Origin of the sequence: Microbacterium sp. BF1 (genome assembly GCF_019279095.1) — a bacterium.
Classification (GTDB): domain Bacteria; phylum Actinomycetota; class Actinomycetes; order Actinomycetales; family Microbacteriaceae; genus Microbacterium; species Microbacterium maritypicum.
In genome coordinates this window covers 1-7,484 of record NZ_JAGYWT010000080.1, presented here as the reverse complement: position 1 = coordinate 7,484, position 7,484 = coordinate 1, and the positions used below count along the sequence as shown (strand labels likewise).

The 7,484-nt window shown below is 69.0% G+C and carries 11 protein-coding genes and 1 pseudogene; 11 read left to right on the top strand and 1 reads right to left on the bottom strand.

Annotated features, from left to right (window positions below):
• The 11 genes and pseudogenes from KZA10_RS04725 to KZA10_RS04675 all read left to right on the top strand — a co-directional run.
• Window positions 1–819: RsmB/NOP family class I SAM-dependent RNA methyltransferase (locus KZA10_RS04725; RefSeq protein WP_218682302.1), on the top strand; the 819-nt coding region annotated here is incomplete at its 5' end.
• A 4-nt stretch (window positions 820–823) separates the two neighbouring features.
• Window positions 824–1,504: a ribulose-phosphate 3-epimerase gene (rpe, locus tag KZA10_RS04720; RefSeq protein WP_141386739.1), complete on the top strand. Its 681-nt coding sequence runs from the start codon at window positions 824–826 to the stop codon at window positions 1,502–1,504.
• The gene (locus tag KZA10_RS04715; RefSeq protein WP_017830573.1) at window positions 1,501–1,764 is read left to right on the top strand and encodes a phosphoribosyl-ATP diphosphatase; all 264 of its coding nucleotides are present in this window, start codon (window positions 1,501–1,503) and stop codon (window positions 1,762–1,764) included. Before rpe ends, KZA10_RS04715 begins: the two co-directional genes overlap by 4 nt.
• A gap of 38 nt (window positions 1,765–1,802) precedes the next feature.
• On the top strand, window positions 1,803–2,645 hold the full coding sequence (gene hisG / locus KZA10_RS04710; RefSeq protein WP_055872502.1) for an ATP phosphoribosyltransferase: 843 nt from the start codon (window positions 1,803–1,805) through the stop codon (window positions 2,643–2,645).
• A complete protein-coding gene (gene hisF / locus KZA10_RS04705) occupies window positions 2,645–3,406 on the top strand; it encodes an imidazole glycerol phosphate synthase subunit HisF (RefSeq protein WP_055868143.1) in 762 nt (253 codons plus the stop codon). The genes hisG and hisF overlap by 1 nt, the downstream gene beginning before the upstream one ends.
• On the top strand, window positions 3,403–3,783 hold the full coding sequence (hisI, locus tag KZA10_RS04700) for a phosphoribosyl-AMP cyclohydrolase (protein WP_218682301.1): 381 nt from the start codon (window positions 3,403–3,405) through the stop codon (window positions 3,781–3,783). Before hisF ends, hisI begins: the two co-directional genes overlap by 4 nt.
• Window positions 3,780–4,367 (top strand): Trp biosynthesis-associated membrane protein, encoded by a 588-nt coding sequence (locus KZA10_RS04695; protein ID WP_218682300.1) that lies wholly within the window; start codon window positions 3,780–3,782, stop codon window positions 4,365–4,367. The genes hisI and KZA10_RS04695 overlap by 4 nt, the downstream gene beginning before the upstream one ends.
• Before the next feature lie 47 nt (window positions 4,368–4,414).
• Window positions 4,415–4,645 carry an HGxxPAAW family protein gene (locus KZA10_RS04690; protein WP_017830578.1) on the top strand — a complete coding sequence of 77 codons (231 nt, stop codon included), beginning with the start codon at window positions 4,415–4,417 and terminating at the stop codon, window positions 4,643–4,645.
• A gap of 2 nt (window positions 4,646–4,647) precedes the next feature.
• Window positions 4,648–5,418: an indole-3-glycerol phosphate synthase TrpC gene (trpC, locus tag KZA10_RS04685; protein ID WP_218682304.1), complete on the top strand. Its 771-nt coding sequence runs from the start codon at window positions 4,648–4,650 to the stop codon at window positions 5,416–5,418.
• Entirely contained in the window at window positions 5,418–6,686 is a 1,269-nt protein-coding gene (gene trpB / locus KZA10_RS04680) for a tryptophan synthase subunit beta (protein WP_218682303.1), read from the top strand. Before trpC ends, trpB begins: the two co-directional genes overlap by 1 nt.
• A pseudogene (locus tag KZA10_RS04675) lies at window positions 6,683–7,015 on the top strand (tryptophan synthase subunit alpha); the annotation flags it as partial. The gene trpB and the pseudogene KZA10_RS04675, both read left to right, overlap by 4 nt.
• Window positions 7,016–7,049: 34 nt before the next feature.
• On the opposite strand, the gene KZA10_RS04670 reads toward KZA10_RS04675, so the two are convergent.
• On the bottom strand, window positions 7,050–7,484 hold a 435-nt coding region (locus KZA10_RS04670; protein WP_256934429.1), incomplete at its 5' end, for a sensor histidine kinase KdpD.

Genomic DNA, 7,484 nt, shown 5'->3' with positions numbered 1-7,484 from the left:
GCCCTTCCGGGGCTGGCCGAGCCGGGGGAACCCCGCCTTCCCTACGCATCGACGGCCTTCGTGTCTCCCGGGGGCGATCCGCGTCGTGCGGTTGAGGCTTCCGGTGGCACGGTGCGCGTGCAGGACGAGGGGTCCCAGCTCGTGGCGCTCGCCCTGGCCGGTGCCGCTCCGATCACCGCCGGCGAGCGCTGGCTCGATCTGTGCGCCGGCCCCGGCGGTAAGACCGCTCTCCTGGCCGCAGTGGCGCACGAGCACGAGGTCACTCTGGAAGCGAACGAGATCGTCCCGGTCCGGGCGCGACTGGTGCGCAAGGCGCTCAGAGCCGTACCCGGCGAGATCGTCGTGCACGAGCAGGACGGGCGTGCACTCGCGTCGGCTCGGCCGGGGGAGTTCGACCGTATCCTCGTCGATGCTCCCTGCACGGGCCTGGGCGCACTGCGCCGTCGCCCTGAGGCGCGGTGGCGGAAGTCTCCGGCCGATGTCGCCGAACTGGTACCGCTCCAGGTGGAGCTGCTCTCGGCGGCCCTGGACGCTCTCGCCCCCGGCGGGATCGTCGCCTACGTCACGTGCTCGCCACACCTCGCCGAAACCACAGGGGTCGTGAAGGAGGTGCTGCGCGACCGCGCGGACATCGTCGAGCTCGACGCCCGTGCGGCGATCGCCGACGTCGCTCGCTCGCCGATCGATCTGGCCGACGAAGGCCGGACGGGTTCGGGCAGTGCTCAGCTCTGGCCGCACCGCCACGGGACGGATGCCATGTTCCTCGCGCTCCTGCAGCGCACCGCAACGGAGAACACTCCATCAGGGAAGGAAGACTAGGACCGTGGAACTGCCTCGCGCCCCGCGCATCAACCCGAGCATCCTCGCCGCCGACTTCGTGAACATGCAGGCGGATCTCGCCCGGATCGCGACCGCTGACTTCGTGCATGTCGACGTGATGGACAATCACTTCGTCCCCAACCTGACGTTCGGTCCGCAGATGGTCGAGCGCATCCAGGCGACCAGCCCGATCCCGCTCGATGTGCACCTCATGATCACGGATCCCGAGCGATGGGCTCCCGAGTACGCGGAGATCGGCGCGGCGAGCGTCACCTTCCATCTCGAGGCCGCGGACGACCCCGTCGCGCTGGCGCGCCGGCTCCGCGAGATCGGCTCTCGGGCCGGAGTCGCGGTGAAGCCCGCGACGCCCGTGGAATCCCTCTACGACGTGCTCGACGAGTTCGATCAGATCCTCGTGATGACCGTCGAACCCGGTTTCGGTGGACAGAGCTTCATGCCGGAGACGATGCCGAAACTTCGCGCTCTCGCCGAGGAGGCGCGTCGGAGAGGATCCCAGATCTGGCTCCAGGTCGACGGGGGCATCTCCGATCGCACCATCGAGATCGCGGCCGCCGCGGGTGCCGACACCTTCGTGGCGGGTTCGGCCGTGTACGGCGCCGATGATGTCGAGGCGGCCGTCACCCGGCTGAGAGACCTCGCCAGAGCCGCTAGCCTGGAAGCGTGAAGACTTTCGACGAGCTGTTCGCCGAGCTCAGCGTCAAGGCCGAGACCCGCCCTGAGGGATCGGGAACGGTCGCCGAGCTCGACGGCGGTGTGCACACGATCGGCAAGAAGATCGTGGAAGAAGCCGCCGAGGTGTGGATGGCTTCCGAGTACGAGTCCGACGAAGCCGCCGCCGAGGAGATCTCGCAGCTGCTCTATCACGTCCAGGTGATGATGCTCGCCAAGGGCATCAGCCTGCAGGACGTCTACCGACATCTGTGATGCGCTCCGTTCCGATCACCTCGAACTGAAAGCACTCCATGCTGCGCATCGCTGTTCCCAACAAGGGCTCGCTCTCCGAGACCGCCGCCGACATGCTCGCCGAGGCGGGCTACGCCGGTCGACGCGACCCCAAGACCCTGCACGTCATCGACGCCGAGAACGACGTGGAGTTCTTCTTCCTCCGGCCCAAGGACATCGCGACCTACGTCGGCTCCGGCGCGATCGATGTGGGCATCACCGGTCGTGATCTCCTGCTCGACGCGCGTATGCCCGGCGCTCGGGAGATCGAAGCGCTCGGCTTCGCCGGCTCCACCTTCCGCTTCGCCGCTCCGACGGGGCGCTACACGGATGTGACCGAGCTCGACGGCCTGCGCATCGCCACGTCGTATCCGGGACTGGTCGACGCGTTCCTCGACGAGCGCGACATCGCGGTCGATCTGGTGCCGCTCGACGGCGCCGTGGAATCCGCGGTCCGCCTCGGCGTCGCCGACGCGGTGGCCGATGTCGTCGAGACCGGAACGACGCTGCGTCAGGCCGGGCTCGAGGTGTTCGGTCCCGTTATCCTGGAGTCGGAGGCCGTGCTCATCGCCGGTCCCGTCGATGCCGAGGGCGCGGAGACGCTCCTTCGCCGCCTTCGCGGTGTGATGGTCGCTCGTCGCTTCGTGATGATCGACTACGACCTGCCCGTCGCTCTCCTGGACGACGCCGTGAAGATCGCCGGCGGCGTCGAGTCTCCGACCGTCTCACCGCTGCGCGACCCCGAGTGGGTGGCGGTGCGGGTGATGGTCGCGCGCTCGCGCGTCAACCCCGTGATGGACGCGCTCTACGCGCTCGGTGCGCGGGCCATCCTGGTCACCGCGATCCACAACGCGAGGCTGTGATGACGCTCGCCAGCCGTGTCATCCCGTGTCTCGACGTGGCCGACGGCCGTGTCGTCAAGGGCGTCAACTTCGAGAATCTCCGCGACATGGGCGATCCCGTCGAACTCGCCCGGCACTATGCCGCGCAGGGTGCGGATGAGATCACCTTCCTCGACGTCACCGCGACCGTGGATGCGCGGGCGACGACCTACGACGTCGTCCAGCGCACGGCGGAACAGGTGTTCGTACCGCTGACCGTCGGCGGGGGAGTGCGCAGCGTCGACGACGTGGCACGTCTGCTCTCCGTCGGCGCCGACAAGATCGGGGTCAACTCGGCTGCGATCGCGCGTCCGGAACTCATCGGCGAGATCGCCGATCGGTTCGGTGCGCAGGTGCTCGTGCTGTCCCTCGACGTGAAGCGGGCCCCCACCACGCGTTCGGGCTTCGTGGTGACCACGCACGGGGGCCGTACCCAGACCACCCTCGATGCCCTCGACTGGGCGCGCGAGGCCGCGGAACGCGGTGCCGGCGAACTGCTCGTGAACTCGATCGATGCCGACGGCACGCGTGACGGCTTCGACCTGGAACTCGTCCGCCTGATGCGGGAGGCCGCCTCCGTGCCGGTCATCGCTTCGGGAGGCGCCGGGCGGGCTGCCGACTTCGCTCCGGCGATCAAGGCCGGTGCGGATGCCGTCCTCGCGGCGAGCGTCTTCCACACCGGTGCGCTCACCGTCGGAGACGTCAAGGACGCTCTTCGCGCCGAAGGGGTGCTCGTACGATGACCGACGCAGACACGCAGGCGACTTCCGTGGACGAGCGCATCGCCCAGGTCGCCTTCAACGCCGACGGACTCGCGCCCGTGATCGTGCAGCAGTGGGACACGCACGACGTGCTCATGCTCGCGTGGGTCGATGCGGAGGCCCTCCGCCGCACGCTCACGTCCGGGCGAGCCACGTACTGGTCGCGCTCGCGTCAGGAGTACTGGCGCAAGGGTGACACGTCCGGTCACATCCAGGTCGTGCGTGAGGCCCGTCTGGACTGCGACGGGGATGCGATCCTGCTCCTCGTGGCGCAGACCGGTCCCGCCTGTCACACCGGAACGCGCACCTGTTTCGACGCCAACGATCTCCAGGCCCTCACCGGGACGGAGCAGTCATGACCTTCGCGCAGCGGGGCCGCTCCCTGTCCGTCTCCGGTTTCCTCCTCGCCGGTGCGATCGGCATCATCTCGTCGACCCAGACATGGCTGACGGTCGAACGCGCCGACGCGGGCGAGGCGATCCTGGTCCCCGGCGCGTCCGCCCTGGTGCTGCTCGCCCCGCTCAGCCTGGCGGTGTTGGCGCTCGGCGCCGCGCTGTCGATCTCCGGCAAGGTCGTCCGTCTGGTGTTCGGCGTGCTCGCGGGGGCGACGGCTCTGTTCCTGGGCTGGTCGACACTCCAGCTGCTGCTCGCCGAGCCCTTCGACGCCGTCGCCGCCACGGTCACCGAGGTGACCGGCCTCGCCGGTGGTGACGCGGTCCGTGAAGTCGTGGTGAGCATCGTGCCCTCGGCATGGCCTTTCATCGCTCTGGTGGGCTGGGCCCTCCTGCTTCTCTCCTCCGTGGTGGTCCTGATGACCTGGCGTGGGTGGACGGTCGGAGGCCGGCGTTACCGCACCGACCACGTCGAGGTCGCGCACGATGGCCCCGTCGACGCCGTGGATTCCTGGGACGAGCTGTCCCGGGGAACAGATCCGACCCGTTGACCCCGATAGACTGATTCCGAACTGCACGTCGTCCCCCGGAGGAGAACATGACCAACCCGATCGCCGACCCCGGCCACGGACACTCGCCTGCAGCCTGGACCGCCGTCGTGATCATGCTGGTCGGCGTCGCCGCCGGCACCGTCGCCTTCTGCTTCGAGCAGCCTGCCCTCGTCGTCGCCTCGGTCGCGCTCATCCCGATCGGCGCGATCGTCGGCTGGGTGCTCGCGAAGGCCGGCTACGGCGTGAAGGGTCCGAAGTACGCTCCGAAGGCGCACTAATGGTGCTCGCCGACCTGACGGCCGGCGCTGTCGCAGACGCTGAGCGTCGCGCCCTGTCGCGCCCGCTGGCCGCCCTCGAACGAGAAGCGCTCGCGCGCCCCGCCGCCAAGGACGCACTGTCGTTCCTGGCACCGGCGGATCGTGTCAAGATCATCGCCGAGGTCAAGCGGGCGAGCCCGTCCAGGGGAGCTCTCGCAGAGATCCCCGATCCGGCTCTCCAGGCCTCTCTCTACGAGACCGGCGGGGCATCGGCGATCAGCGTGCTCACGGAGGAGCGCCGCTTCGGCGGCAGCCTCGCAGACCTCGAGGCCGTGACGGCCCGGGTGTCGCTTCCGGTGCTGCGCAAGGACTTCATCGCCACCCGCTACCAGGTGCTCGAGGCACGTGCGGCGGGTGCCGACCTCGTCCTGCTGATCGTCGCGGGGCTCGAACCCGACGTTCTGCGCGACCTCTACGGTTTCATCGGCGAGTTGGGCATGACCCCCCTCGTCGAGACGCATTCCGCCGAGGAGCTCGAAGCCGCGATCGACCTGGGTGCACCGCTCATCGGGGTGAACGCGCGCGACCTCAAGACCCTCGAACTCGACCGCGACCTGTTCGGACGCCTGGTCGAGCGCATCCCCGACACGGCGGTGAAGATCGCCGAGTCGGCGGTGCTCACGCCTGCCGATGTCGTGCACTACCGTTCCGCGGGTGCTGACGTCGTCTTGATCGGCGAGGCGCTCGTGACCGGCGACCCCGTCGCCACTCTCAAGCGTTTCCTGGAGGCATGATGAGCCTGCGCGACCAGCACGGCCCCTTCTTCGGTGAGTTCGGCGGGCGTTTCATGCCCGAGTCGCTCATCGCCGCGATCGATGAGCTGACCGCGGCGTACGAGGAGGCGATCGCCGATCCGGAGTTCCGGTCCGAGCTGGCGCATCTGCTCAGCTCGTACGCCGGCCGCCCGTCCGCGATCACCGAGGTGCCGCGGTTCGCCGAGCACGCCGGTGGTGCGCGCGTCTTCCTCAAGCGCGAGGATCTGAACCACACCGGCTCGCACAAGATCAACAACGTGCTCGGTCAGGCGCTGCTGACCAAGCGCCTGGGCAAGACCCGTGTGATCGCCGAGACCGGTGCCGGTCAGCACGGCGTCGCCACCGCGACCGCAGCCGCCCTGTTCGGCCTGGACTGCACCATCTACATGGGCGAGGTCGACACCGAGCGTCAGGCGCTCAACGTGGCGCGCATGCGCCTCCTGGGCGCTGAGGTCGTTCCGGTGACCTCAGGTTCGCGCACGCTCAAGGACGCGATCAACGACGCCTATCGCGACTGGGTGGCGTCGGTGGAGACCACCAACTACATCTTCGGCACCGCGGCGGGACCGCACCCGTTCCCCGCGATGGTCCGCGACTTCCAGAAGATCATCGGCGAAGAGGCCCGCGCCCAGCTGCTCGACGAGGTGGGTCGGCTTCCCGACGCGGTCGTGGCCTGCGTCGGCGGTGGATCCAACGCGATCGGCATGTTCGACGCGTTCCTCGACGACGAGGGCGTCAAGCTCTACGGCGTCGAAGCCGCCGGCGATGGCGTCGACACCGACAAGCACGCGGCGTCGATTGAGCGCGGGCGCCCCGGCGTGCTGCACGGCGCGAAGACGTACGTCCTCCAGGATGCGGACGGCCAGACGGTCGAGTCGCACTCGATCTCCGCCGGGCTCGACTACCCGGGCGTCGGTCCGGAGCACTCCTGGCTCGCCGACATCGGGCGGGCCGAGTACATCCCGGCCACCGATGACGAGGCGATGCAGGCACTGCGCCTGCTCAGCCGCACCGAGGGGATCATCCCGGCCATCGAGTCGGCCCACGCCCTCGCCGGCGCGCTGCGCATCGGGCGCGATCTCGGCTCCGATGGACTGATCGCGATCTGCCTGTCGGGCCGAGGCGACAAGGACATGGACACCGCAGCCCGCTACTTCCAGCTCTACGACGAGGCTGCTCTGGCACACGACGTCTCCGCGGAGAGCGAAGAGGAAGAACTGGCCGCGAAGGGGGAGCCGCAGCTATGAGCCGTGTCGAACAGGCGATCCAGCGCGCCCAGGACGCCGGCCGCAGCGCCTTCGTCGGGTACCTCCCCGTCGGCTTCCCCGACCTCGAGACGAGCATCCAGGCGGCCATCGCCCTCGCCGAGAACGGCGTCGACATCATCGAGCTCGGCCCGCCCTACAGCGACCCTGTGATGGACGGCGCAATCATCCAGGAGGCGACGACCAAAGCACTGGCCGCGGGCTTCCGGGTGGCCGACCTCTTCACCGCGATCCGCGCGATCACCGCGGCCACCGACGTCCCCGTCCTGGTGATGACGTACTGGAACCCGGTGATGCAGTACGGCATCGATACCATCTGCGGGTCGTCGTCGGCGATGAGGAGCTTCACTCCGTGCCCTCCGTGTCGCGGGGTCCTGCAGCCAGCGGCAGGGAAATGACCATGGTGAGGCCTCCACCAGGAGTGTCCTCGGGTGTCAGGGTACCGCCCATCCCTTCGGTGAACCCGCGCGACAGGGCGAGTCCGAGCCCGAGTCCTGTCGTGTTGTCGGTGTCGCCGAATCGCTGGAACGGTTGGAAGATGCGGTCGCGCCGCTCAGGCGAGACGCCTTCTCCGCGGTCGATGATGCGGATCTCGGCCCGATCACCGAGGGCGCTCGTGGACACGATGACCCGGGTGTCATCCGGGGAGTGCCGGTGCGCATTGGCGATCACGTTGACCAGCACGCGCAGGAGCAGCACCGGGTCGGCGTGCAGCGGGGGCAGGTCGGGGTCGAGGGCCAGTTCGACGTCCGACGGACCGAGGCCCAGTTCGTCCACGGC